This is a genomic window from Chryseobacterium cucumeris (assembly GCF_016775705.1).
Classification (GTDB): domain Bacteria; phylum Bacteroidota; class Bacteroidia; order Flavobacteriales; family Weeksellaceae; genus Chryseobacterium; species Chryseobacterium cupriresistens.
In genome coordinates, this window is the sequence record NZ_CP068760.1 from 3,677,969 (window position 1) to 3,704,498 (window position 26,530).

19 protein-coding genes are annotated in these 26,530 nt (G+C 36.9%); 5 read left to right on the top strand and 14 right to left on the bottom strand.

The features are described from left to right. Nucleotides 1-11 precede the first annotated feature (11 nt). From JNG87_RS16455 to JNG87_RS16475, 5 genes are all read right to left on the bottom strand, one after another. On the bottom strand, nucleotides 12-962 hold the full coding sequence (locus tag JNG87_RS16455) for a hypothetical protein (RefSeq protein ID WP_202839690.1): 951 nt from the start codon (nucleotides 960-962) through the stop codon (nucleotides 12-14). Beyond that, the gene (locus tag JNG87_RS16460; RefSeq protein ID WP_202839692.1) at nucleotides 959-3,655 is read right to left on the bottom strand and encodes a hypothetical protein; all 2,697 of its coding nucleotides are present in this window, start codon (nucleotides 3,653-3,655) and stop codon (nucleotides 959-961) included. The genes JNG87_RS16455 and JNG87_RS16460 overlap by 4 nt, the downstream gene beginning before the upstream one ends. A 195-nt stretch (nucleotides 3,656-3,850) precedes the next feature. Continuing rightward, nucleotides 3,851-4,309, bottom strand: coding sequence for a hypothetical protein (locus JNG87_RS16465; RefSeq protein WP_238349606.1), 459 nt, complete (start codon nucleotides 4,307-4,309; stop codon nucleotides 3,851-3,853). A 78-nt stretch (nucleotides 4,310-4,387) separates the two neighbouring features. Further along, nucleotides 4,388-5,749 (bottom strand): DUF5458 family protein, encoded by a 1,362-nt coding sequence (locus JNG87_RS16470; protein WP_062676366.1) that lies wholly within the window; start codon nucleotides 5,747-5,749, stop codon nucleotides 4,388-4,390. Nucleotides 5,750-5,769: 20 nt separating this feature from the next. Continuing rightward, entirely contained in the window at nucleotides 5,770-6,216 is a 447-nt protein-coding gene (locus JNG87_RS16475) for a type VI secretion system contractile sheath small subunit (RefSeq protein WP_041461881.1), read from the bottom strand. A gap of 354 nt (nucleotides 6,217-6,570) precedes the next feature. Between JNG87_RS16475 and JNG87_RS16480 the strand changes: the two genes are divergently transcribed. Next, nucleotides 6,571-7,617 (top strand): hypothetical protein, encoded by a 1,047-nt coding sequence (locus tag JNG87_RS16480; RefSeq protein ID WP_202839696.1) that lies wholly within the window; start codon nucleotides 6,571-6,573, stop codon nucleotides 7,615-7,617. 58 nt (nucleotides 7,618-7,675) lie between these two features. Here the strand turns inward: JNG87_RS16480 and JNG87_RS16485 are convergent, their stop codons facing one another. The 4 genes from JNG87_RS16485 to JNG87_RS16500 form a co-directional block, all read right to left on the bottom strand. Next, nucleotides 7,676-9,772 (bottom strand): M13 family metallopeptidase, encoded by a 2,097-nt coding sequence (locus JNG87_RS16485; protein WP_202839698.1) that lies wholly within the window; start codon nucleotides 9,770-9,772, stop codon nucleotides 7,676-7,678. A gap of 357 nt (nucleotides 9,773-10,129) precedes the next feature. After that, on the bottom strand, nucleotides 10,130-12,187 hold the full coding sequence (locus JNG87_RS16490) for a M13 family metallopeptidase (RefSeq protein WP_110010726.1): 2,058 nt from the start codon (nucleotides 12,185-12,187) through the stop codon (nucleotides 10,130-10,132). A 170-nt stretch (nucleotides 12,188-12,357) separates the two neighbouring features. Beyond that, the gene (locus tag JNG87_RS16495; RefSeq protein ID WP_202839711.1) at nucleotides 12,358-15,756 is read right to left on the bottom strand and encodes a polysaccharide deacetylase family protein; all 3,399 of its coding nucleotides are present in this window, start codon (nucleotides 15,754-15,756) and stop codon (nucleotides 12,358-12,360) included. Nucleotides 15,757-15,844: 88 nt separating this feature from the next. Beyond that, the gene (locus JNG87_RS16500) at nucleotides 15,845-17,095 is read right to left on the bottom strand and encodes a CinA family nicotinamide mononucleotide deamidase-related protein (protein WP_202839713.1); all 1,251 of its coding nucleotides are present in this window, start codon (nucleotides 17,093-17,095) and stop codon (nucleotides 15,845-15,847) included. A 114-nt stretch (nucleotides 17,096-17,209) separates the two neighbouring features. Between JNG87_RS16500 and JNG87_RS16505 the strand changes: the two genes are divergently transcribed. Further along, nucleotides 17,210-17,683, top strand: coding sequence for a hypothetical protein (locus JNG87_RS16505; RefSeq protein WP_110010729.1), 474 nt, complete (start codon nucleotides 17,210-17,212; stop codon nucleotides 17,681-17,683). Between the two features lie 79 nt (nucleotides 17,684-17,762). Here JNG87_RS16505 and JNG87_RS16510 read toward each other — a convergent pair whose 3' ends face one another. From JNG87_RS16510 to JNG87_RS16520, 3 genes are all read right to left on the bottom strand, one after another. After that, a complete protein-coding gene (locus tag JNG87_RS16510; RefSeq protein WP_202839715.1) occupies nucleotides 17,763-18,305 on the bottom strand; it encodes a lipocalin family protein in 543 nt (180 codons plus the stop codon). A 72-nt stretch (nucleotides 18,306-18,377) separates the two neighbouring features. Next, the gene (locus JNG87_RS16515) at nucleotides 18,378-19,112 is read right to left on the bottom strand and encodes a LytR/AlgR family response regulator transcription factor (protein WP_110010731.1); all 735 of its coding nucleotides are present in this window, start codon (nucleotides 19,110-19,112) and stop codon (nucleotides 18,378-18,380) included. A gap of 102 nt (nucleotides 19,113-19,214) precedes the next feature. After that, complete coding sequence (locus JNG87_RS16520; RefSeq protein WP_202839717.1) at nucleotides 19,215-21,008, bottom strand: histidine kinase; 1,794 nt, start codon at nucleotides 21,006-21,008, stop codon at nucleotides 19,215-19,217. Between the two features lie 138 nt (nucleotides 21,009-21,146). Between JNG87_RS16520 and JNG87_RS16525 the strand changes: the two genes are divergently transcribed. Together JNG87_RS16525 and JNG87_RS16530 are read left to right on the top strand one after the other, a co-directional pair. Beyond that, nucleotides 21,147-21,821: an SIMPL domain-containing protein gene (locus JNG87_RS16525; RefSeq protein ID WP_202839719.1), complete on the top strand. Its 675-nt coding sequence runs from the start codon at nucleotides 21,147-21,149 to the stop codon at nucleotides 21,819-21,821. A 344-nt stretch (nucleotides 21,822-22,165) separates the two neighbouring features. Further along, entirely contained in the window at nucleotides 22,166-23,356 is a 1,191-nt protein-coding gene (locus tag JNG87_RS16530) for a VWA domain-containing protein (RefSeq protein ID WP_202839721.1), read from the top strand. Nucleotides 23,357-23,498: 142 nt separating this feature from the next. Here JNG87_RS16530 and JNG87_RS16535 read toward each other — a convergent pair whose 3' ends face one another. Beyond that, the gene (locus JNG87_RS16535; RefSeq protein WP_202839723.1) at nucleotides 23,499-24,704 is read right to left on the bottom strand and encodes an NAD(P)/FAD-dependent oxidoreductase; all 1,206 of its coding nucleotides are present in this window, start codon (nucleotides 24,702-24,704) and stop codon (nucleotides 23,499-23,501) included. 114 nt (nucleotides 24,705-24,818) lie between these two features. Between JNG87_RS16535 and JNG87_RS16540 the strand changes: the two genes are divergently transcribed. Further along, nucleotides 24,819-25,199: an STAS/SEC14 domain-containing protein gene (locus tag JNG87_RS16540; RefSeq protein WP_110010742.1), complete on the top strand. Its 381-nt coding sequence runs from the start codon at nucleotides 24,819-24,821 to the stop codon at nucleotides 25,197-25,199. A gap of 72 nt (nucleotides 25,200-25,271) precedes the next feature. Here the strand turns inward: JNG87_RS16540 and JNG87_RS16545 are convergent, their stop codons facing one another. After that, nucleotides 25,272-26,471 (bottom strand): MFS transporter, encoded by a 1,200-nt coding sequence (locus JNG87_RS16545; RefSeq protein ID WP_202839725.1) that lies wholly within the window; start codon nucleotides 26,469-26,471, stop codon nucleotides 25,272-25,274. Nucleotides 26,472-26,530 lie beyond the last annotated feature (59 nt).

Genomic DNA, 26,530 nt, shown 5'->3' on the forward strand with positions numbered 1-26,530 from the left:
GTAAGGATTATTTATTTAATTTTTTGTAATGGCATTTCATTATTTCCGGGGTTGATAAAATATATGGGATTTCCTGAAATAAAGTAATTGTCGTCTGATTTTTCAATGTAAATAACTCCCATCTCATCAGAAGAATCATTATATTTTATTTTAATTTTTTGATGATTAATTTCTTCAGCCTTTAATTTAGAATATTTATTTGTTGTTCCTTCTTCAGTAATATCCATAGAAATATCTTCAAGGGAATTTACTATGATGTTAAAAATAGTTTTTGCTTCGTCTCTATTTGAAGCTTCAAAATGATATTTCCCTTTCCAAAAATCAATACTTGTTTTCGTAATATTATTATCTTTTGAGAAAGATTTTTGTTGTACTGAAGATATTTTGCCTGAAGAATTTATTTTATAATGTTCCCATTTTTCAACATTTGCTCCAGATTCATCTTCTACGATATCTAATAAATAAATTTCATTTTTATCAAGGTAATAATATTTTGTTTTTACAGTTAATGCTTCTGAAAAATTAAAAGATTGGTAAATAACAATCGAGTCAGTTATTGTTTTATTTTTTTCAATATACAATGTCGTTTGGTAACTTAAATCTGCATTATTGCTTTTAGGAATATTATTTTTAATGAATAGTTCTATATTAGAAGCCAGTTTTCCAATAATGTTTTTTTTATTTATTGAGTTTAATTTTTCATAATTGAATTTAATTTTAGATAGGGTACATTTTGCATCATCTTCTTCAATTTGTTTTTCTGATCTATCAAAAAAAGTAGTTTTTAATTTACAAGTAGGATTGATAGAGCTTACAAAATTCAAATCAGAAATTAACTTATCACCATTCCAATTTTTATCAATGGATATTTCTTGGGAGAAAGATGGTTTTGAAACATTCTCTTGCGTTTTTTTGCAAGAAAAAATACTTAAAAAAGATAATAAAATAATTAGGTTTTTCATTTTTCTTTAATTGTTTTTATAACACTACTATTAAAATTTCCGGAATGCAAATGACTATTGTGAAGGCTTCCCCCATTACCAGCTCTTTTTAGCTTCTGACAGTACTCATTTATACCCTTTAAAACTTCTGTAAAATGGAAAAATATTGCACTATCTATTACCTTTTGATCTTGCTCAACAATACCTAAATAAAGTGTATCTACACTTCTTCCATTACAATGTTCCTGACTTGGAAAGCTTGAACCTTCAGAAAAACAACTACCTGTTGTAGTTAGTTTGTATCCAGATTTAGCTAAATACCCAATAAATCCAGCAAAAGAATCTGCTCCAGTATACCTTCTTTGAGTTTTTGAAAATCTATAAGCAATAGAAACATCATCTTTTTTATAATTTAAACTATCTGGCATTTTAATTAATTCAACATTATTTTTTCCTGCTTTATATAATAGCCAAATGATTCCTTTTTTAGGATGAGTTCCGTATTCTGCAATATCTCCATTTTCATATTTTACACGTCTAGATGTATTTCCTTCAGAAACATTTTGATCAGAAAGAACTTTTGAATGAGTAGGTTTAGTGTTATAAACTTGTCCAACACCCTTTTCTTTAGTCGTATGCCAATCTACAGTCGTTATTTCATGCTCATTTCCTTTTGAATCATGATAAACATATTTATATCTAGTTTCATTTCCTTCCTTTATTTTTTTAGGAATATGTTTTTCGATTTTGTTATCATGATATATATGATAAGTTACAATATCTTTTGCATTAACACTATCATTTTTTGTACTATTATTGCCGCATGTAAAAGTCATTGTTTTATTAGATCGCCCTAATTCTTCTACTTCTTTCAAAGCTTCTTCGAATTCCCAAACATAGGATTTTCCCTCTTTACCTTTATAAAATTGCTTTTTGCCATTTTTATCGATCCAAAATTCGTGTGTCTCTCTTTTGAACATTGAGTTGTCATCATATGCATCTTTCGTACTATCATAAACAACATAATTTTTTTCAGAAGCATGGGCTGTTGAATTTGGATAGTTTACAGCTAAGTAAAGAGCAGTTCTATTTTTTAATAGATTTTTATACATTTTTTTCTTAAAATGTTTTTCAACGTAGTCTAATTGTTGTTCTGCACTTAATGACATCAAATGAGTTCTTGTTGTCCCAATTTCCTCTGCTGCAGCTTTTCCAAATTGTATTAATCCAATATATTTGTATTTACTATTTTCATCAGGATTTTTCCAAAAAGTACCACATTTAGGGCTAAATGAATATGCTGATTCTAGAGCTATAATTGTCATTAACCAATTTGCCCCTTCATAATTTTCTTGTGGTAGTTCTAAATTTTTAGCAATTTGCACTACTTTCTTTCTAAACTCACAACTTACTTTTCCTCCCCATACTAAATCTTTATACTGTTCCTGACATATACAACTTCCTGGTTTATCTGGGTTTTGCGTATTCTGCACCACCACCGCACTCTTCACCTTCTCCATTTCCATCAGTCCATCCGAATTTACCCCAAATTTCTGAGATTCTGCAGAAAGATCTTTGGAGATAATTTCTATAAAATAGTTTTGTGTATAGGAATTCAGATTGCCGATAGGAAAGCCTATTCCTTTTTCAGAACTCACTTTTGTAATGATAAATCCTGAGGTATCATATACATCGGCAGGAATTTTAATCATTGCACTTCTATAAACTTCATGAGTGGATGTGGAATCATATTTCCAGATGACATATTGGATGTGTTTTCCCACCATATTTTTGGAGTGAATTCTGACCCTAACTTTATCTCCTACAGCTACTTTGGAAAGCTCTTTTCCTGTATCATCAATGAAAACCGCTTCTATAATATTACCTTTAGGATCCGGCTGTTTGGGACCACCTTCTGGTCCGACAGGAAATTTTGGTGTGTGTTTCTCAGGCTGCGGCTTAGGTTTGGGTTGAGGTTGTCCCTTATAATCAGGGTTGACTACATCTACATTCACCTGGCTGGCTCCCTGAATTTGCCCTGAATAAGTGGCTGTAACATAATATTCATGATTCGCGCCTTCATTTCTGTCACCTTTCATCAGAAACTGATTAGACATCTGACGAAGAATTTTTTCATCAGACATTAAATGAATAGATACTTCCGCAATTCCTTTTTCATTGACGCGAGCCTTATAGCTGCGGATGTGACGGTTGTTTTTGTTAATACCGGCATCGTGCCCTTTTCCAGGAGCGTCATCTTCCCAAAGGTGAAATTCAATTTCTTTATTAAACATTGCGATGCAGTGAGCCTGCGCAATAAGAGTATCACGGTAGCTGGCCGTATTGAAATCTTTTGTTCCTCTGTTAAAGAGGACTACTTTATCAATCTTCGGAACCTTGTTGCTGATAGGAACTATTATAAGGCTGCCAGCCAGTTCCCTGGTAACAGGAAGGCCGGGTAAAATCCCTTTTTTAATTTCATACACCTTCATTTGAAATTCTACTCCCAGCGCTATTTCTCCAAAGTTGTATGTCACTTTTTCACCGGTCTTGGGCTTTCCGGTGATGTCTTTCCAGCTTCCGTTTTTCTGTTTCTTATAAAGATACCATTCAAAGTCCCCATTCAGTACAAATGAAAGTACTGAAGGCTTTATTTCGTAGGAACATGTTGTTCCAACCCGAGGATTCTGATCCCCGGCAATATTTCCTGTCATCGCTGATAGAATTTAAATAGCTTTCAGTCGGAAGTTATTGGGACAGGTACTACTTTTCAGATTAAATTGTAGGAGAGGATGAAGGATTATATCCTCATACAGAGTTACATTCTTTTTCATTTTGTTTTTGTGTTTGTTCAAAAACAAAAGTAAAAAAAATCATGATATAGTGATATAAAAAACCTGAATTTAAAGTTAATTCTTCTCAACAGAATATACCGGAGCCGCTTTTAACCACTGATACTTAAGGTTTCTGTCTTTGGCTATAAAACGATACCCTTCAAGCTTCTTCAGATACACATACATAGAATCTGTATTTTTGATCTTTAATTTGTATTGAGATAAAAACAGCATTGGCATATCTACCATAGAATCTCTTACTGTTTTCAATACTTTTCCGGATTTTACTTTATAGAGATAGAATGATTTTCCGCGGCCTTTTGAACTGTCTGAAAGTTTTACCTCTGAACTTGCAAGTACGAGTTCACTTCCATCAAAACATTCATCTTCATTCATGATGTATGCTTTTCCTTCCTGACGTTCCTGTGCGAAAAGATCATTTTCGTAAGTGCCCGGACTTTGGTATTTTTTTTCACAACTTATCAAAAGCACCATTGATAACATAGGTAAACCAATGATAAGTTTCTTATTCATATTCAATTTCATAGGTGTTGGTTGAAAAAAAACCGATGTAATATTGCATCGGTTTTTGTTATGTAAAGTATGTTTATGTTACTCCTGAGTATATTCTGCATCCCATTCGTTACCATCATCTCCTTTGTGTCCGTCCAATTTAATAACGAAACTTTTTGTAGGGAAATAAGGGGTCATACGGATATCCAGCCATACTCTGTCTTTGTTTACTCTATCCTGCTCGAAACGAACAATTTTGAATTTCTCGATCAGCTTGTCCGGTCCTTTGATATTGTCAAGGAACGTTACAATCTGTCTTCTTAAATCGTCTTCGTTTTTAGCATTCCAGTTTTCGAAAGCTCTTCTGTTAAGGAAATCAAGTAATACTTTGGTTACATAGTCGAATACACGAACTACGGAATACGTCTGAAGACCGATATTGTCTCCTGTAAATAAGGTCTTCGCTGAGAAAGCCATAATTTTTCCGTATTCGTTAACCATTGGTACAAGACCCATTTTTTCCAGCTGAGAAATTTCACTTTTCTTAAGCTCGAATTTTACAGCGTCTACTTCGTTGATATTACCATGTTTTTTACCTGCTGCTACCTGAGACATCAGTGTTTTATGGATTTTTCCTGCTAATGAAGTGGAAGGTGGAAGTTCTACGTTTTCTTCTTCCCCCACTTCTTCAGCTTTACCACGTCCTACCAGCCAGTTACACGTCATAATAACGTTACTTCTGTGAAGCTCACCTCCTGTAAGGTTGGCAGAGTGGAATAAGTCTACTACATCATCCGGCTTATCAAGGTTGGCGAAGTCTGTAACCATCATTACTTTGTTTTCGTTACAGATTTTTGCCCACTTCTCGATGACCTTGTTTGATCCTAAATATCCAGGTATGGCAAGGATTGAGTAGTTATCTCTAAGGTCAAGACGATCATAATAATTTTTGAATTCTTCTGAAATAGCATCAATGAACAGAGGATTATCCAGATCGGAAACCTGCTCAAGGCTTGCATTGACGATACTTACGTTATCCACTTTATCCAATTCTGTATTTTTGTAGAATTGCGCTACTGTTCTGTAGTTGGTCTCCAGCATGCGAACAGCATCCAGTGTATTTTTTAAGTTTTTCTTTAAATTCTCGTCGGCCTGTTGTGCTTTACTTTTGCACGTATCAGCCATTTTATCAGCAGATTCGCTACCTTCTAAAAGGTTTACCCAAAGGTTGATCTTCTGAAGAAGTTCTTTTCTTTCTTCTGCTTTATTGCTATCGTTCAGGAAGATTTCTTTTCTTGCCTTTCTTGTGGGGTTCATATTGGCAATACCGTCTACAACGGATTCAACAAAGCCAAATCCTCCCATTTTATTGAGCTCTGCAAGCGGGTTACCCTTCGGCTGCCCTGCGTGTTGCTGCTGACCCTGCTGCTGGCTTTCTTGTGCCTGTAATTTGCTATCCATGATTTAATGTAAGTCTTTAATTATTTTTCAAGTTCTTGTGCCACTTCTTTCAATACCTCTATGAACGCCGCTCTTGTCTGATCGTTCTCCAGCATATTGCGCAGAATTTTGTTTGTTTTCAGCTGACGTACTATTTTATTGTACTGCTCCTGTTCCATGCTCAATTGCTGCAGATAATCTGACTTCTGAGTAAGGCTTTTAGGGGTAAAGTCTCCAAGGTTTTGAAAACGGAATTCTTCTTCTACCACTCCACCATCTTCTGTTTCGTGCTGTACCGATACTGAAGGCTGGAAATGTCTGAAAACGTCTTCCACTGTTTTTAACCCTGTTACGATTTCAGGGGTATAAGACTCTTCTGTTGTAAGCTGGCTTACTATCAGTGATTTATTTTCCTGTATTTCCTGAATAGCTTCATTAGCGTCTACTTTTACCTCGTTTCCGCCAACACCATAATTAAACATTGCCATATTATTGTTATTTTGAGATTTACTATTTTGGTTTGGATCTGTCCTCGAGTAATTTACCGATGAATCAAATAAATTACCAATCCAATGTTTAAATTTAAAAAAAAACTGTAACATACAAAATTTTACTAAGATTTTTCTTGGATCATCTAAATTCTTCTGCATTTATTCAACATAAAATCACCGTATTACGATATCACTAAGCTATGAAAAAATAAATAAAGTCTTCCAAGAAAAATAAAATAAAATTTTTGTCCGCTTTACTCTTTTAAAAACATGTCTGATAAATGTTAAAATAAGAATTGCTAAGATTTTACAAAAAATTATTCTTTATATTTAAACAAAGTGAACAGTGTCATGAAAGATGTAAAAATAGCATTCAGAAAACCGATATTTCCTGTTTCAGAAGCATTACAACAATATTTGGAAAAATATAACAGAACGACCAAGATTAAGTTTCTGTATGAAGATCTTTTAAGGTTCAGCGACAGTGTAAGAATTCTGGATAAAGATGGCAAAGATACTTTGTGGCTTGGGGTACTGTATTCTGAATATGAGTTTAAAGAAATAGAGGCCAATTTAAATAAAATCTATACCCTCCTTCATTCTGATGGAGATATTGCTACTTTACCTTATCTGAAAGTTGATACGATCGACTTTTGTACGTTCGGAAATTCTAAACCTTTTCGTATTCGGGTGAGAAATATACTTAACGATAATTACACCTATTTTTATATTAAACAGGCAGATGCTTCCCGAATATTCGGGCTGGAACTTGAAGATCTGCTTTCCCCCAACCGAATAAACTTTCTGGTTTACAAAAACACTTTGATCGAGGAACATATTTTAGGAATTCCCGGAGACGTTTTTATACAGAAACATTTATCCAACTGCTCCGAACTTGAAAAAGCACAGATTTCCAAAGAATTTGTGAAATTCAATGAGCGTTGCCTTATTGGACTCCTTGGTGATATGCGTTCTTATAATTATGTGGTGATTCCGATACACGATTTTGATCAGGTTATTTACAGAATCCGTCCTATCGATTTTGATCAGCAAACATATGAGGGAAATCTGAAAGTTTATCTTCCACAGTATTTCAAAGAAAATAATCAAATGGTGAATATGGTATTGGAAAAGCTGAAGCCAAGTTCCATAGAACAATACCGCAAAGAAGTACGTTCACAAATTGTAAAAAGAGTAACGAGCAGTCAAAACAGATTTGATGAACTTATTTCTATTATGAAAAAAGACAATCTTGCACCGGAAGCCAATGTCAGAGAACTAAGAACAGCTTTACAAAAACTCACCTATGATGTTAATTTCAAATATTGTAAAACCATGGGAGATATTATAGAAACCGGAATAAAGTTTGTGCTCCGGAACTATAAGAAAGAATATTAAAAAGAGAATCCGCCTCAAGTGAGGCGGATTCTTTCTTGTCTAACAATTTAAGGTAAAATTACCAGATTTTTATTCTGTCCTGAGGAGCTTTATACATTTTGTCTCCCGGTTTGATATCAAATGCTTTAATGAATGAGTCCTGATTGACCAACGGACCAAATGCCCTGAACATTCCCGGAGAGTGAGGATCGGTTTTCACCTGGTTGATCATATACTGATCGGTAGCTTTCGTTCTCCAAACCGTTGCCCAGCTCATGAAAAATCTCTGATCCTGAGTGAATCCGCTGATCTTTCCAGGGTTTCCTTTATCTTTTAAGTACATCTGAAGGGCATCATAAGCCACTGCCACTCCACCTAAGTCACCAATGTTTTCACCACTTGTAAATTTACCGTTCACGAAGCTTCCTTTTACAGGTTCGTAAGCACTGTACTGAGCAGCTAACTGGCCTACTTTTGCATCAAAATTTTTACGGTCTGCATCCGTCCACCAGTTATTCAGGTTACCGTCTCCATCGAAACGGGAACCGCTGTCGTCAAATCCGTGAGAAATTTCGTGACCGATTACGGCTCCGATTCCTCCGAAGTTCACTGCAGCATCCGCTTTAGGATTGTAGAAAGGAGGCTGAAGAATGGCTGCTGGGAATACAATTTCGTTGTTTGATCCGCTGTAGTAAGCATTTACAGTTTGTGGAGACATTCCCCATTCTGTTTTATCAACCGGTTTTCCTACTTTATCTAAGCTTCTCTGATATTGCCATGCAGCAACATTCTGAAGGTTTGAATAAAGCGTAGCTCCTTCTTTTGGAGATTCTACTTTCAATTGTGTATAATCTTTCCATTTGTCAGGGTAAGCTATTTTTACGGTAAACTTGGATAATTTTTCCTGAGCTTTCACTTTGGTTTCAGGAGACATCCAGTCTATGTTTGCGATGTGGGTTTTGAATGATTTTAAAAGGTAATCAATATACGTTTCCATCTGCTTTTTAGCTTCTGGAGTGAAGTATTTGTCTACATAAAGTTTTCCGAAAGCTTCACCAAGAACACCATTGACAAGGGTAAGCCCTCTTTTGTTCATCGGGCGCTGTTCTTTTTGTCCCTGTAAATATTTGGCATAGAAATCGAATCTGATCTGCTCTAAATTGTCATCCAGGTTGCTTGCGTTTCCATTGATGATATGGTATTTCAGATAGTCTTTCAGCAGAGGAAGGTTTTTCTGGGTAATGAACTGATCCATATTCTGGTAGTATTTCAGTTCTCCGATGATCACTCTGTCTGTGTTTACACCTGCATCTTTCAGGTATTTGGCAAGATCAACGTTTTTCACAAGACCTGATAATTCAGATACATTTTTAGGGTTGTATCTTAAGTTGGCATCTCTGTTCTGCTCAAGTGTCAGCAAGTAATTGGCAAGCTGTTTTTCAAAGTCTACCACATTATGTGCAGCCTGAGTTGTATTTTTATATCCTAAAACTCCGAATAACTTTCCAACATACGTCTGATATTCGGCCAGTGTTTTTGTATTGGCATCATTTACTTTCTGGTAATAATCTCTTCCCAAACCAAGATCCGGACCACCAAGATACACCGCATTCATCTTGGAATTCTTCATATCAGCACCTACTCTCCATCCGTAGAAAGAATTATCTCCTAATCTTGTAGCTTCCAAAAGGTATTTCTGAAGATCAGCAAGAGTCTTAATAGCATCTATTTTGGCAAGATCAGCTTTAATTGGTGCCAGACCTTCCGTATTTCTTTTATTTGTATCCATAAAAGAAGCGTAAAGATTCTGGATTTTCTGCCCTTCTGATCCTGCAGGGTATGATTCTGTAAGGATTTTGTTCAAAATATCTAATGAAGCATCATCTACATTTTCTCTCAAGGCATTGAAAGAACCCCAGTTGGCTTTATCGGAAGGAATCTGAGTCGTTTTCACCCAGTTTCCGTTCACATAGCTAAAAAAGTCATCCTGTGGACGGACACTTGTATCCATATACGATAAATTAATTCCCTCTTCTTTTGCTTCTTCTTTTACCGGTTCGGCTACTTTTGCCGTAGCTTCAGTTTTATTCTCTGTCCCTGCAGTCTTAGCTGTACCACACGAATTAAGAAATACAATACCTGAAAGGGCAAGTATTCCAATATTTAGCTTTTTCATTAAAGATAATTTTTGATTTTACACAAACTTATCAAATATACAAACTTTAATGATATGTAGTGAATGATAATTAATATATGGTGAAAAGCGAAAAATTCAATGTTTAATGTTTAATGTTATTAGGTATAGAACCACCCCGTCAAAAATTCTTTGAATTTTTGCCACCCCTCCGTGGGAGGGGAATGATGGGAGCCGTTATTGTAACGATTGTCCCTTCGATTACTTATTACTTATTATTTATCACCTATTTTCCCTAATCCCTAAAACCTGCTACCTACCATCTGCTACCTGCTACCTACCATCTATCACCTGCTACCTAAAAAAACAAAACCGCCCATTGCTGAGCGGTTGTTATTTTTACCAGATTTTGATTCTGTCTTCCGGAGCTTTGTATAATTTGTCTCCTTTTTTCACATCAAATGCTTTATAGAAAGCGTCAACGTTGATTAGCGGACCGAAGCTTCTGAAGTATCCAGGAGAATGCGGGTCAGTTTTCACCTGATTCACCATATATTTCTCACTTGATAATGTTCTCCAAACGGTTGCCCAGCTTAGGAAGAATCTCTGATCCTGAGTAAATCCGCTGATTTTTCCTGGGTTTCCTTTGTCTTTTAAATACATCTGAAGAGCGTCATAAGCGATGTTTACACCTCCTAAGTCAGCGATATTTTCACCGTTTGTGAAAGTACCGTTTACAAAAGTTCCTTTTACAGGCTCGTATTTGTCATACTGAGAAGCAAGAGCTTTGGTTGCTTTTTCGAAGTTGGCTTTATCTTCCGGAGTCCACCAGTCTACTAAGTTACCGTCTGCATCGAACTGTGCACCTGAATCATCAAATCCGTGGCTCATTTCGTGACCGATAACTGCACCGATACCTCCGAAGTTTACAGCAGCATCAGCTTTAGGGTTAAAGAATGGCGGCTGAAGGATTGCAGCAGGGAATACAATCTCATTATTTACCGGGTTATAATATGCATTTACAGTCTGTGGAGTCATTCCCCATTCTGTTTTATCCACCGGCTTGCCAATTTTAGCTAAATCTTTATTGTATTGCCATTCGGTAATGTTCTGAAGGTTCTGATATAGGTTTCCTCCCTTAGCTTCAGAAACGATATTTAATTTTGAATAGTCTTTCCATTTATCCGGATAAGCAACTTTTACAGTGAACTTGTTCAGCTTCTGCATTGCTTTTTCCTTAGTGGTAGAAGACATCCATGCTAAGTTATTGATATGAACTGCGAAACTCTTCTTTAAATAGTCAATCAGTTCTACCATCTGAGCTTTTGCTTCAGCAGGGAAATATTTCTCAACATATAGTTTTCCGAAAGCTTCTCCCAAAGTACCGTTGATCAATTCAAACCCTCTCTTGTTAAGAGCTCTCTGTTCCTGCTGGCCTCTAAGGTATTTGCCATAGAAAGCAAACTTCATATTTCCTAAGTTTTCGCTTAAGTAAGAAGCACTTCCGTGGATCATATGGAATTTAAGATAATCTTTGATCACAGGAAGGTCCTGAGCATTGATCAATTTATCAAAATTCTTATAGAATCCTAATTCGCTGATAATGACCTTATCCGTATTTACTCCTACTTTTTTAAGGTAACCTGGGATGTCTACTCCTTTCACCAATGCTGAAAGTTCAGCCATTGTTTTAGGATTGTACTGAAGTGTATTGTCACGGCTCTGTTCATTTGTCAGATAGGTATTTGCAACACTTTTTTCAAAGTTTACAATACCTTTTGCAGCCTCATCAGCATTTTTATATCCTAATTCTTTTAGCATTGAAGCTACATATTTCTGATATTCAGCAATAGCTTCTGTATTTTTTTCGTTTACTTTCTGATAGTAGTCTCTTCCTAAACCTAAAGTGGCATTTCCTAAATAAACGGCGTTCATTTTAGAATCTTTAAGATCTGCATCCACTCCCCATCCGTAAAGAATGTTCTCTCCTTCTTTCGTTACAGAAGTAAGGTAGTTCTGAAGATCAGCCATATTTTTAATAGCATCAATCTTATTCAGATTTTCCTGGATTGGTTTGATTCCGTCTGCATTTCTTTTCTCCATGTTCATGTATGTAGCATACAGATCCTGGATCTTTTTCCCTTCACTTCCGTCAGCAAATTTATCTTTCAGAAGAGAGTTCAGGATGGTCATGGAATTGTTATCCGTATCCTCCGCCAGTTTGTTGAAGCTTCCCCATGTTGGTTTGTCAGATGGAATTTTGGCTGTTTTCATCCATGTTCCACTCACATAGTTGTAAAAGTCATCCTGAGGACGTACAGAAGTGTCCATCAGGCTAAGGTCTAAGCCTTTATCTGTGTTATTCACTGCTACTTTAGCAGCTTTTGCTTGTGCGCTCATAGTCGTCTGAGTACAGATCCCTGCTATTAAAAACAAAGAAAGCGTTATTTTTTTCATTATGATAACAATTTATAGAATATGTATGATTTATTTTGAATTTGTTACTTTTTATAAAAACAAATTTAAATAAATAACATGAAAGCTTCTTAAGTGGGAAGTTGGGAGCAGGAAGCTGTGATGAAAATCCGGAACTTCCAGCCTCATTCTTCCTTCCTGCCTTTATTATATCATGAAGTTGCTATCTCCTGTACATTTCCAGTTCTTTTCAGAACTCCCCAGGACTGCATTTCGCCTTTCAGTGCTTTTCTTAAACTTTTAAATAATACAATATACATCAGCCATCTATACCCGAATCTCTGTGGAATGATATACAGCAGATTGGTTAATTTTTCCCGCTGCATGATGAATGCCACTAAAGCCAGGGAAGCATCTACCAAAAGGAAGATCAGATAATAGGTGAATATTTTGTCTCCGTTTCCGGACAGAATTCCAAAGAACATAATCACATCTGCCATCGGCGAGAAAAATGGGATGATGTATTGGAATAATAAAATATTCGGCATCGCCCAAAGTCCCAATCCTTTATATCTGGGGTTAAGGAAAGTCTGTCTCTGTTTCCAGAACATCTGCATGATTCCGTAGGTCCATCGGAAACGTTGTTTTAAAAACTGATTGGCGGTTTCCGGAGCTTCTGTGACGGCAATTGCTCTGTTCTCGTTAGCCACCGTATATCCGGCTTTTAAAATTTTTACGGTAATATCACAATCTTCCGCCAGGGTATCGGATGAATAGCCTCCCGTTTCAATAACCACAGCTCTTTTAAATGCCCCGATAGCACCCGGAATTACAGTAATGCCATTTATGTGAGCATACGCCAGTCTGTCGAAGTTCTGACTCGTTGTATATTCTATAGCCTGCCATTTGGTAAGCCAGTTGACTCTGTTTCCGACTTTCACATTTCCTGCAACAGCTGCTATTTTTTCTTCAGGGCTTGAATTTAAAAACCTTGCAATCAGATATTTTACGGCATCCTGCTGCAGTTTGGTATCTGCATCAATACATACTACATATTCGGCATCGGTCTGTGATATTCCGAAATTTAAAGCAGTTGCTTTTCCACCGTTTCTTTTGGTGAAAATTTTCAGCTTCAGATGATCAGGAAATGCAGCTTTTGCTTTTTCATAAGTAGAATCTTTACTTCCGTCATCTACCATAATGATGTCAAAGTTAGGATACGTCTGTTTCAATAAGTTATGCAGGGAAGACACAATATTCACTTCTTCATTATAAGCAGGAACTATGATGGAAACTTTCGGATAAGATTTCAGAACCGGAAGCTCGCCCAGCTTTCTTTCTTTGTTTCTTTCTTTAAAAGCCCAGTATGCCATCAGCAATAATCTGATCAATCCTAATACAATGAAAATAGTAAATAATGCCACGAGAAAATGACTTACTCCATAGATAATGGTAGCCAAAACAAGGTTCAGCTGCATGATGTAATATGACTTCGTTTTAGGTACTTCAGGCATCAGTTCACTTCTGCTTTTGTGTAAGATATTGGTCAGGTTCGTAAAATGATAACCCTGTTTCTGAAGGGTCGGAATCAGAATCTTTAAAGCTTTTACCGTTTCTTCTCTGGTATCTCCTCCTGCATCGTGAAGAAGAATGATATTCCCTCTCTCCTGTTTGATTCCGGCTAATACCCTTTTTACAATTTCATCTGCTTTTATTCCCGGCTGCCAGTCTTCAGGATCTATATTTTCTCCAATATCAAGATAATTCTGCTGTCTGGCCAAAGCTACCGGAATAATCTCTTCCGAAGTGGTAGGTTCAGAGTCTGCGTTGTATGGTGCTCTGAACAGGATTGTACTGTGTCCCGTCACACACTCTATAAGCAAACGGGTAAGTTTCATTTCAAGCAAAGCTCTTTCCGGACTTACTTTTGCAACATTTTCATGGGTAAAGGTGTGATTTCCTATTTCATGTCCTTCTCTATAAATTCTTTTCACAAGCGGAAGGTTTTTTTCTGCATTTAAGCCTACCAAAAAGAAAGCGGCCGGAACATGATATCTTGACAATACATCCAAAACCTGCGGTGTATAGATTTCATCCGGACCATCATCAAAGGTAAGCACGAGTTCTTTCTGAGGAGCACTGCCATATTTCTTCACTTCATAAGAACTTGGATAGGTAACATAGTTTTCGTCTGTGATAATTTTCTCTTTCGGATCAACTTCCAATGCAATTTTTCCGTCATGAGGCGTATTCAGGACATCCAGCACTTCCCCGTCTCCAATGTAATCCACCATGGTCTGCCCTTTTACATTTTCCAATGTTTTTAAGTTCAGTTTGGATAGCCCTGCAAACGTAAGATCTTTATCATAGAAGTTCCATACTCTGCTGTCTTCACTTCCCAGTCTCCAGAGTGCAGTTCCTGCCAAAGGATATTCTGAAGAGAAACGCATTGTATTGAAGATAGAAGCCGCATCATTGAAAAATACAGTGTGGGTAAGATTTTTGGAATCCGTATAAGAATAATTTAAATTAAACGTATTGTCATTAAAATCTATAACCGCTTTACTGGCACTGGCTTTCGTAATTGCCTGCATATAAGTAACAGAAGTATTGTCATCCGGATTAGAGCTCCAGTCATAGCCATAAGCTCCAAGGCCCAGAATTATTTTTTGCGGGGAAGTTTGTTTTACAATTTTTCCTGTCTGCTGTTCGATCCATTTCTGAGAAGACACCGGACCGGCATCGCTTCCTGCAGAGTATTCATCATAAGCCATCAGCACAAAATAATCTACATAAGGATTCAGTCCTGGAATATTGTAATCATCATTGTCCGTCATGATATCCATGGTAACCAGTAACTGGTTTTTTCTGAAAGTCTCTGAAAGCTCTTTCATAAAAGCAATCAGATTTTCATCAGAATTCAGGTTCATATCTTCAAAGTCAATATTAATTCCTTTGAAGTGGTATTTTTTACATTGCTGAGTGATTTTTTGGATCAGATGAGTTCTTTTCTGAGGATCGTTAAGAACTTTTATCAGTCCTTCCGAGCGGAATTCTCTGTCAAAGTTATTACTCAGCATCGGCATGGCAGCCACACCTGTTCTTTTGATCACTTTATAGCCTTCCGGATCTACATTGGTTTTCAGATCTCCGGTTTTAGGATCAAGGAAAAACCATTCGGGGAAAACAAGATTCACGTGTCTGATATTTCTTTTCAGAGACATCAGAGACTGAGGATCCCAGGCTACATAAAATGCAGAACGGATTCCTCCCGGAAACTGAGCCCAGTTTCTGTTCTGATTTTTATATCTTTCTGCTCTTGCTTTCTCAATCTTGTCGAGATTGGTGTGAATTGTTTTTTCAGAAATAAAGCTTCTGAAACCTTTATATTCTTTAGAAATTTTATTCTCCTGAAGGTAAGGTTTATTGGCTGTAATTACTGCTTTATAATCTTCTTTAAAAGGAATTTTAGGACTTTTGTCCAGAGTCATCATCAGACCTAAAGCAAGAAGAAGCAGTACTCCTATAAAAATAAAGACACGGCTTCCCCATTGCACACTTTTCCAGCGTTTTTTGCTGCTGGTCTGAAAAATCTGTTTGGAATTTTCCACGATTTTGAAATTTATTGAATGGCTTTCAAAAAGCGTGAAAAACTGTATAAAAATTAATTAAAAAAAAATTAAAAAAACAATCCTCTATCTAACTGTTTATAAGAAGGCTAACCAAATCCTGAATCACCTTCTGGGAAACGAAATTCATAAAATCTACCCTTTCCAGATGCGGCATGTATAATTTTGAGGTTACTTCCTGATCATTGATTCTGATCGTATAGTAAACTGTTCCAACATCCTTACCGTCTTCTCCTTTCCCCGGACCCGCAACACCGGTTGTAGAAAGGGAAATATGAGTTTCAAACAATTCCTGACAGCCTTTTGCCATTTCCTGTGCCACCTGTTCGCTCACCACGGTAAACTGTTCTACGGTCTTTTCAGAAACATTTAAAATTTTAATCTTTTTCTCTGTGGCATAGGCAACCACTCCACCCAGGAAATATTTCGAGCTGCCGGAAACTGAAGTAATCATTTTTGCCAGTTCACCTCCTGTACAACTCTCTGCTGTGGAGATCGTCATGTTTCTTTCGGTAAGCATTTCTGCCAGAATATTTTCAATTTTATCCTCAGATACTGCAATGACATGGCCTTCTACCAAAGGAAGCAATTTCTGGATTTCTTCTTCTGTTATTTGCTTCAACTGCTCTTCGTTATCACCGGAAGCTGTCAGACGAAGCTTTACACGGGTTCCCACCGGAAGATAAGACAGTGCAATATTTTCCGGAAGTGCCAGTTCCCAGTCTTCAATTTTGTCCGCAAGGATACTTTCAGGAATTCCGACCACAGAAACAATCCGGGTATGGATATAATGCAGACTGAATCTTTGCTGTAAATAAGGAATAATCTGATCTTTAATAAGCGGTTTCACCTCATAAGGAACCCCCGGAAGGCTGTAGCACAATTTTCCGTCCTGTTCCATCATCATACAGGGTGCCGTTCCGTAATGGTTCTGAAAAACGATGGATTTGGTAGGGACAAATGCCTGTTCGCGGTTTCTTTCGAGAATATCTGCTCTTCCACGTCGTTCCATATAGCCTTTCAAATGATTGAATGTCACCTCATCCAAAGCAATTTCATCATCGAAATATTCAGCCAGTGCTTTTTTGGTTTTATCATCACGGGTTGGCCCGAGGCCTCCTGTTGTAATGACTAAATCGCCGGTTTCAAAAGCGGTTTTCAATGCATTTTTAATGGTTTCAATTTCGTCTGAGATCGTAAGAATCTGAATGACTTTTATTCCTATATTTTTAAGTTCAGTCGCAATAAAATTAGAATTGGTATCTACCGTATTTCCGGAAAGGATTTCATCACCGATAGTAATCAGAACAGCTTTTTCCATATGTTTTTTTGTTGAAAAAAATTCTATGCAAATGACGGAAAATTCTGTGGCAGCGGCAATATAAATTGATTTTTTCTATTTTTGAAGAAATTATCTAAAACTACAATACAAATTATGTCTAAATATGATGATGCTTCATGGCATTATGGCGGTGATTTTCCGGAAGGCCTTCCTCAGAAAAACGGGGCTACCCACACAGGAATGTTCCTGAACTGGTGTATCCATAACGATCTGATCTCTGATGAACTGAAGGAAGATGGTGAAGAGGAAATAGAAAAAGTAAAGCGAAGAGAAATAACCGGTGCTGAATTCATTATGGATTCCTGCGACGGAAAATTCTCAGAATATGACCTGAATGAACTGGGAAATCTTTTTGCAAAGGATTATTATGCTGATGATACCGATTTTGGAAACAGATACAGCTCATTCGCTGATGATTACGTGAATATTTTTGATGCTAAAGCAGAAGAAAATGACTATGAATATGAAACTTTCTATCACATTGAGGATACCTATGAAAATTATGATCTGATGAAACAGGTGATAGATCACCGTTTTGAAGAATGGAAAGAATATATTAACAGCTAAAACATAAAAGGGCAAAATTGTACATAATATACTTATCTGCATTTTTGCCCTTCCACTATTTTGCGATTTGGATTATTCTTTACTGATTATGTCTTACCCAGATCAGCTCATCGGTATTATAGCCGATTTTTTTTGCTTTCTGGAGGAAACGCTGACGGATACTTTCCGGAATGCTGGTGGTACGGGAAAGGATCCACAGATATTTTAAACTGCTTCCTGCCACAAGAGCATATTGATAGTCTTCATCAATATCTATGACGTTGTAACCGGCCCAGATCGGTTTAAAAAATGAAACTTTCAAACGGGCTTCTGCAGGATCTTTTACAAATTTTGCTTCCCCGATAGATTCATTCCATACTTTTTTAGTGTAATCATAACCTTTATTTCTTACCTGAATGGTACCATCCGGATTCTCTGTATACTCTGCAGTAACATTGTCCATGTTTTTCTCGAACCTGTAATCGAAACGGGCGACCTCATACCACTTGCCCAGATATTTTTTAAGATTAAAATTCTTTACCGCAGATGCTCCTCTGGGAATTCTTACAGAACAGGAATTGAAAATAATAAGCCCCAGTGCTCCCAATGAAACGGGAAGTATAATTTTATGAATGGTTTTCATGACAGGAATATTTTGGTGGTTATGATAGAACGTCAAAAATAATGCCTTTGGTCTGTTAAGGACCCATAAATTCTATGAAAATACTTTCAGGAAATTATCTTTAAAGCTTCCTGAAACCTCTATTTCCGTATCATCCGCCAGCATCACGGTTCCGCTTTTATGATAGGATTTTACAAAACCTGTATTAATGATATGAGACCTGTGAACCCTGACAAACGGGTTTTCCAGAAGATCATCAAAGTGTTTCAGAAACCGGCACACCATCTTCTTTGAACCATCGGTAAGGTATACCTGAGTAAAATTTCCATCCGCCTGAAGTCTTACAATATCTTCTGTTTTTACAACGTCAAATCCCTGTAAAGTTGGCAAAATCAGCTGCTGTTTCTCAGGTTTTAATTTCAGATTCTCAAGAAGGATCTTATTCCGGTTGAGCTCTTCTTTTTTCTCAAGGCTTTCCGCCACTTTATTCACTGCCAGAATCAGTTCCTGAATATCGATAGGTTTTAAAATATAATAGCTTGCTGATTTATTTAAAGCCTGTAAAGAATATTGTGAAAATGCAGTAATGAAAATGGTTTCATAGGAGAAATCTTTGGTAGCTTCCAGCACATCAAAAGCATTTCCGAAAGGCATTTCTACATCCAGAAAGACCAGTTGAGGCTGCTTTTCAGCAATTAACGGAACTGCTTCTTTGATATTTTCAGCTTCACCCAGAATTTCCACCTGCGGACAGTATTTGGTAAGATAGCTTCGTAAAACTTCTCTTGCTATAAGTTCATCGTCAACAATGACAGCTTTTATTTTCATTTGAACAGATTTTAGGTGGCAGATAACAGATTGCAGATGCAAATTAGTGATATTTAACCAATCGTACAATTGGTCCAAAACTTACAGTCCGCCTTAATCCTGCTAAGCAAGATTCATCCGGATAGTCACCAAAACTCCACTGTTATTTTCTTTATCCTTTATAGAGCAGGTGATGTCTTTTTTATACAGATCGTTCAGGAGCTGAATTCTTTCCAGTGTATTTTTCATTCCCCTGCCCTCTCTTGTTTTTTGATGTTCTGTTTTTTGCTTTTTACTTTCCTCAATACCTATTCCGTTGTCTTCAATAAGGATTTTAAGATGCGATTCACTTTTTTCGAAGCTTAATGTTAAAAATCCTTTTTCGGTTCTGTAACGGAGTCCGTGCCAGACAGCATTTTCCAGAAATGGCTGTATCAGCATTCCCGGAACCTGAAGGTTTTGCATATTCAGATTTTCATCTACTTCAATTTCGTAATCGAATTTATCTGCAAAACGGGTCTTTTCAAGCGCCAGATAATTTTGCAAAAGGTCAAGCTCCTGCTGAAAAGGAATAAAATCTTCGGTGGAATTTTCCATTACACCGCGCATCAGCTTCGAAAATTTTGTAAGATACTGATTCGCTTCAAGCTCATTATTGGTGGCTATAAAATGGTTGACACTATTTAAACTGTTAAAAATAAAATGAGGATTCATCTCTCTTCGCAGCGACTGAAGAGCTATTTTCTTATTTTTAATCTGAACTTTTTTCAGCATTCTGAAAATGAAAATAATAAGTCCGGTGAGTACAATCAACGCTCCGATCAGACTGTAATTAAAGACGTTTTTCTTTCTGATCAGTTCATCTTTCAACTCTTTTTCTTTTTCCAGCTGTGAAATTCTCTGTTCTGTATCTTCCAGAATTTTATTATCAACCAGGCTTCTGTCTTTGGAAACGAGATTGGGAAGTTTTCCCAAAAAGTCTCTGTATAACTGAACGGAGGCATCAATATTTCCTGAGATCGCATAAAGGCTGTCCAGCTTTTTTACACTTTTCTGTGCTTCCAGTGTATGACCTTTGTCCAGCGCAATTCCATAGGCATTTTTTAAAAGATCTACGGCTTCCTCCGGATCATTTTTTTTAATATAGATATCTGCCAGTTCCTGAATCTGATTGACTTTTTCCTGCGAGTTTTCTTTTACAAAGTCTTCTTTCAAAACTTTCTTCTTGGCTTCAATAGCTTTTTCGAAGTTTTTGTTTTCAACATACAGGTCTGCCAGCTTCTGATTGATGGCAAGAGCCTGTTGAGGAGCTTCTTTTTTAGAAATTTTATAGGCTGTATTCAGGTTTTCTTCAGCACTGGAAACATCTTTCTGTTTCAGGTTAACATCTGCCAGCTGGCTGTAGCTTTCTGCAAGGTCTCCCTGATCATTTTCCTTTTTAGTCAGATTGATATTATTCTGAATCGCTTCTGCTTTCAGTTCGGGTGTAGGAGAAGAAAGTCTTGCCGCATCATTAGAATTCACAGCTTTACTTTTTTCGCTGTAACTTACCTGTGCAGCCATGCTGTAATTGCTGATAGCAGGAGTTATTTTATTCTGTTTCTCCTGTGACTGGGCTAATCTTCGGGTTGCTTTCTCGATATTGGGCTTATCATTGAGCTTTTCATACAGTTTTTTCGCTTTTGTATAATACTCTTCACTTTTGGGAAAGTTTCCGCTATTGAAAAATGTTTCACCGATATTATAGTAAGAATCTGCTTGGGCAGGCTCATTTTTGGTGTCCATTGCTCTTTTCAACTTCTTTGTTTCTACCTGCACTTCTTCCACAGCAGCACTGCTGTTAGTAGTGGTTTGGGAAAAGATTGTATTTCCCGAAAGCACCAATAAGAATAGAGTAAAGAATTTAAGCATTTTCATAAAACAAAGATATACATATATATAGTCTACTCAAAAACTATTCACCAAGTGAAAGTTCCATTTCACCAAGTCTCCAGGATTCCGGTTACTGATCTGTGTAATTTTACATCAGAATTAAAAATTTAAAAACAGGAAATTATGAAATTGAAACATTTTTTATTAATCGGAATTTTAACTCTTGGAAGTTTTGTAAACGCTCAGGAAGTAAAGAAAAATGCAATTGAAGTAACAGGAGTGGCAGAAATGGAAGTAGAACCGGATGAAATTATCTTCAGTATCGGGATAAAAGCTGATAATAAAAACGATCTGGCAGATAATGAAAAGAAATTATTTGATATTTTGAAAAATGCAGGGGTAAAGAATGAGGATATCAAATTCAAATCCATGTATCAGAATATTTACTCTAAAACCGCTAAGTTTTCCAAAAATTATCACTTTAAAGCCGGTACAAAATCAAACCTCAGCAAAATCTTTGAAGACCTGAATCAAAAGTGGGTAAGCAGCCTGAATATTGCGGAGGTAAAGAATACCAAAATTGCAGATTTCAGAAAAGCAGTGAAGATCAACGCTTTGAAAGCAGCCAAAGAGAAAGCAGACTACTTACTGGAAAGTATGGGTAAAAAGACAGGAAATGCCCTTGAAATTGTAGAGATAGAAGATTACACCAGCGATATGATTATGCCGGCAGCCTACAAAGGAAGAGCAAGCAATATCCAGCTGGAAATGGCTGATGCTCCGGTAGATTTTTCTTTTGATAATATTGAAAACATCAAGCTGAAATACAGCATTAAAACAAAATACGAAATCCTTTAAAATAACAGATTTGAGAAAGCTGCCTTTTGGGCAGTTTTTTTGTTTTTTACTATTGGGTTATTGCGTTTTTGACTGAAGAAAAATACCTGTCGATCTATTAAAGTTTTTCGAATGGTAAAGGCTTCGACTCCGCTCAGCCTGACAGTATTGAAATGACACATTAGATTATTACGATCACATATAATCAGATCCTTCCGTTTTTATTATCCACCAAGTGAAACCTTCCGTTCACCAAGTTTCCCGATTTCCAGCCTTAAATAAAGATAATTTTACTTCAGGAATTTAAAATAATAAGGATTTAAAGATTTCCGATTACAACAAATAACCAATAAAAAAACAACAATATGACAACGTTAAAAATCTTTGCACTTGCAGCCGGTACAGCTTTGTTAAGCTCCGGAAACATTCAGGAAAACCGCTCTGCAAATAGTAATACTGACAATCATTTAGCGTTACAAAAAACAACATTAATTCCAGTAACCTCAACGGTAAAAGACAATAAAATTCAGGTTGCTCTTCTCCTGGATACTTCCAATAGTATGGACGGATTGATTGATCAGGCAAAATCCAGACTGTGGAATATTGTGAATACACTTACCACTCTTAAGTACAACGGAAAGGCTCCCGAGATCGAAATTGCCCTTTATGAATATGGCAACGACGGAATCCGTGATGAAAATTACATCCGCCAGGTAACTCCTCTCACTCAGGATCTGGATCTTGTCTCTGAAAAATTATTTACCTTAAGAACCAATGGAGGCAGTGAATATTGCGGTGCAGTGATCCGTGATGCCTCTGCCAACCTCAATTGGGATGGGAATGAAAAAAGTATGAAACTGATTTATATTGCCGGTAACGAAGCATTTGATCAGGGAAAAATAAATTATAAAGAGGTTGTTTCAAAAGCAAAAGCTAAAAATATTTACACCAACACCATTTTCTGTGGAAGCCGCGAAGAGGGAATCCAGACATTCTGGCAAAACGGGGCATCCCTTGGAGGAGGAAAATATTTCAATATCGACAGCGACAGAAGAGTGATGTATATTGAAACACCTTACGACAAAAGAATTTCTGAATGCAATGCCAGGTTAAATGATACTTATATCTACTACGGAAATCATGGCTCAGAATACAGGCTTAAACAGATCACACAGGATAAAAATGCAGAAGCCCAATCGGCATCCAACCTGGTGGAAAGAGCAGTTGCCAAATCCAAAAAGAACGCTTACAAAAATGATCACTGGGATCTGGTAGATAAAGCTGAAAAAGATGCCGGATTTATTGCGACAGTAAAAGAAAGTGAACTTCCTGCAGAGTTGAAAGGAAAAAGTAAGGAAGAAATTCAAAAAGCGATTGCTGTCAAATCAGCAGCACGTGATACAATTCAAAAGGAAATAGAAGAACTTTCCAGAAAACGCAAGGCTTATATTGATTCCGAAATGAAAAAAAGAGGAAATGATGATTCTGATGATTTGGGAAAAGCCATTGAGAGTTCTATTGTTGAACTTGCGAAAAAGAATGGGTATAGTTTATAGTTGAACAGGCAGTCTTTTTGTGACTGCCTGCTTTTTTAAACCACCCTGTCAAAAATTCAAAGAATTTTTGCCCCCCCTCCACAGGACGGGAATTGGGCACAACAATTGGAGTATTGTCATATATAAGACAAAGCATGAAAATTTACCTTCCAAACTTAAAATATCTTGATAACGGATGCTTTTTGCCTTTCATAAACAAAGAAGTCATTTCCATTCCCGCGACTGAAAAAGTAATGCCGTTTCCTCCGAAACCCAACACAAAATAAGAATTTTTAAATTTTTTATGCTCGCTGATATAGGGTAAACCGTCTTTTGTTTTCCCAAAAGTTCCAGCCCAGACAAAGTCTGTATAGAAATGATAATCGGGTTTTATTTTCTTTAATGTTTTGATGATCTTTTGTTCTTTTTGATCTAAAATAGCATCACGCTTTTCTGCATTATAAAAATCCTCATCTTCGCCTCCTATTAAAAGCCTTCCGTCATCAGTAGTCCGCATATAGAGATAAGGAGTATCGGTATTCCATACTAATGTGCTGCTGATGTTTTTGAACTTGTCTTTATCAATTTCAGAGACGGCCGCATAAGTACTTTTCAGGTTGACAAAGTTTTCTTTGATCAGGTTTTTGCTTTCATATCCTATACAGTAAATCATCTTTTTTGCTTTGATCTGAAATCCGCTGTCCGTGGTAACCAGATTAAATCCTTTACGCTCCTCCACTTTTACCATTTCAGTTTTATCAAATACTTTCAATCCTTTCTTTGCATTATGCATGAAAAGCTCATGAGCGAATTGAAAAGCATCAATGCTTGCACCTTGTTTTGATAAGATTCCGCCATAGGTATTTTCAAATCCGAACTGTTTCAGAACACGACCTGCAGACAGCCACTTTACTTCAAATCCCGCAGCCTTTCTCGCCTCATATTCTTTTGTCAGCCATTCCAGATCTTTCTTTTTAGAGACATAATACAATGATTTTTTGCGTTTGAAACCTGCTTTGGATCTTATGGTTTTTGTGATTTTTTCCAGGGTATCAATAGCATCGCTACAGGCCTTATAGCTTAAGACCGCACCTTTTTTTCCTATCTGATCTATCAGCTCATACAGAGGAATATCTATTTCGTACTGTAACATTGAAGTGGTGGCGGAAGTACTTCCGTTGCAAAGTTCGCGTTTATCAATCAGGATGGTTTTGTACCCGTCTTTTATCATCTGATGAGCAATCAGGCTTCCCGTAATCCCACCTCCTATAACGAGAACATCACATTCTTCATTTGATTTTAACGATGGATAAGATGCTAACAATCCGTTTTTTATAAGCCAGAAAGGTTCATTTGATTTGAGATTCATATTAATATTTTACACTGAAACTAACAACATTTATACCTTTTTTAACAATTTTCTACTAAATTATGGTGTAATTATTGTTATTCTTTTAAACTGAACCACCATAAAATATTTATTATGATAACAATTATTCCAGAAGCCCCGGAGAATGTTGCGGCATTCAATGCGACGGGTGAAGTAACGAAAGAGGATTTTGAAAAACTGGTAATTCCGCGTGTAAAAGAGAAGGTAGAGCAGTTCGGTGAGCTGAATTATTTATTGTATTTGGATACCGATCTGGATAATTTTACCATGGGTGCATGGCTTGAAGATTTACTGTTGGGACTGAAAAATCTTACCAACTGGAACCGCTCAGCCATTGTTACGGATAAAGAAGGGATACGGAATTTCACCAGTGTTTTCAGTGTTCTGATGCCGGGAGAGTTTAAATCTTTCCCCAAAGAAAATTTATACAATGCCCTCTACTGGTGTAAAAACGGAGATGAGGTAGAGGCATAACATTTATTTGATAAAAAATCGCCTGTTTCTTACTGAAACAGGCGATGTTATTTTTAACGGTGACTCCCTTTTTTATTTATCACATGATACGCATTCTGCAGCCATCTCTTCTTTCTCAGTTTTTGAACCATACAGGTACATATATCTTACACTTATAACCAGTCCGATAAAGGTCATCCCTACTCCCACCAACGATGGATAGTTGAATGAATACCCATATTCCAAAGGAATTCCTCCAAGGAATGCTCCCATTGCATTGGCAATATTGAAACCGGCCTGCATAAAAGCTGCGGCCATCATTTCACTTTTCGGGGCAGCTTTCATCATCATAATATTGATAGGTGAAGCAATAGACATGGATAGTGCGCCACACATAAACGTCAGTACCAAAGCAATATTTTTATATTCTGCAAGAAAGAAAACACCTCCGAGAGAAATCATCATCAGGAAGATCAGGAGTACACAGGTTTTTTCAGGACCTAATTTATCTGAAACAACTCCTCCCACAAGATTTCCTACTACCATTCCGGCTCCGGCAAGTACCATTACATAAGCCATCTGGCTGCTTTTGATCCCGGCAACAACAGTCATTAAAGGAGTAATATAGCTCAGCCATGTGAACAATCCTCCAAATCCAATGGCTGTAATAGCCAATACCAGCCACGACTGTTTATTTTTAAGGAATTTCAGTTCTTCCATGAAATGGGTATTCTGGTTGGATTCCAGATTGGGAAGCCACATTTTTAAAAATAAAATGGCAAAAAGACCAATCACTGCTACAATCGCAAAGTACAGTCTCCAATGGAAGGTATGCCCGATATAGGTGACCAGAGGCACCATTGCGAGATTGGCAACCGTAAGCCCTGTAAACATCATCGATATATAAAATGCTTCTTTTCCTTTTCCTGCCATTCTTGAAGCCACTACTGTTCCTACACCGAAGAAGGCTCCATGCGGAAGTCCGGACATAAAGCGGATAACCAGCATACTGTTGTATCCCGGTGCAATAGCCGAAAGCGCATTAAATAATGTAAAAAGGATCATAAAAGCCATCAGGACTTTTTTCGGAGGAAATTTTACAGAATATCCAATCAGGATTGGAGCTCCGATAACCACGCCCATGGCATATGCTGAAATCAAATGTCCGGCTTGCGGAATCGTAATCTGTAATGTTTTGGCAATATCCGGCAGCAGTCCCATGACGGTAAATTCCGTAGTTCCTATCCCTAAACCACCAATTGCCAGTGGTATTATTCTTTTGTCAATCTTCATTGTCTCTAAATCTTTTTCTGAATTAATTTCCTTCAAGTTAAAGGATCACCTGAGTATCT